Origin of the sequence: Rhodoplanes roseus (assembly GCF_003258865.1) — a bacterium.
GTDB lineage: Bacteria > Pseudomonadota > Alphaproteobacteria > Rhizobiales > Xanthobacteraceae > Rhodoplanes > Rhodoplanes roseus.
Genome location: NZ_NPEX01000648.1, coordinates 1 through 602 on the forward strand (window position 1 = coordinate 1; position 602 = coordinate 602).

General features: G+C 72.3%; 1 protein-coding gene and 1 pseudogene. Both read left to right on the forward strand.

Features of this window, described 5'->3' with window-relative positions; genetic code table 11:
• A partial coding sequence (locus tag CH341_RS31790; protein ID WP_146604728.1) for a type 2 periplasmic-binding domain-containing protein occupies positions 1-268 on the forward strand: 268 nt, incomplete at its 5' end.
• Positions 269-345: 77 nt separating this feature from the next.
• Positions 346-602 (forward strand): annotated as a pseudogene (locus CH341_RS31795) (Kelch repeat-containing protein); the annotation flags it as partial.

Below are 602 nucleotides of genomic sequence, written 5' to 3' on the forward strand. Positions count from 1 at the left end.
CGCCCTCGCCAAGGGCGAGGTCGACCTGCTGTTCGGCGACGGCTACGGGCTGGCCTTCTGGCTCAACGGCACCGAGGCGGCGGGCTGCTGCAGCTTCGTCGGCGGTCCCTTCGTCGAGAGCCGCTATTTCGGCGAGGGCGTCGGCATCGCCGTGAAGAAGGGCAACGACCAGCTCCGCCTCGCCATGAACTGGGCCCTGTTCCGCCTGTGGGAGAAGGGCAAGTTCGCCGACCTCTGGCTGAAGTATTTTCCCGTCAACCCGTTCTGACGCCGAACCGGTCCGCAGTCCGCCACGTTCGTCCCCCACCGTCGACGCTCGGACGCGACGATGGTCGGAGGACCCCCATGGACCGCAGGATGTTTCTGGCCGGAACCGCCGCGCTCGCGGCGACGCCGGCATTCGCCCAGCACGCCGGACACGGCGGCTACGGAACGGCCGCGCCGCTCAAGGACGCCCCCTCCGCCGACAAGCCGTTTTCGCGTCTGCAGGGCGGCGACCCCGTCGCGGCGCTGACGCCCGAGCAGGAGGCGCAGCGCGTCGTCGACAGCCCGGCGCCGGCGGGTCCGGCCGGCCGCTGGGAGGCGCGGGCGGCGCTGCCGCT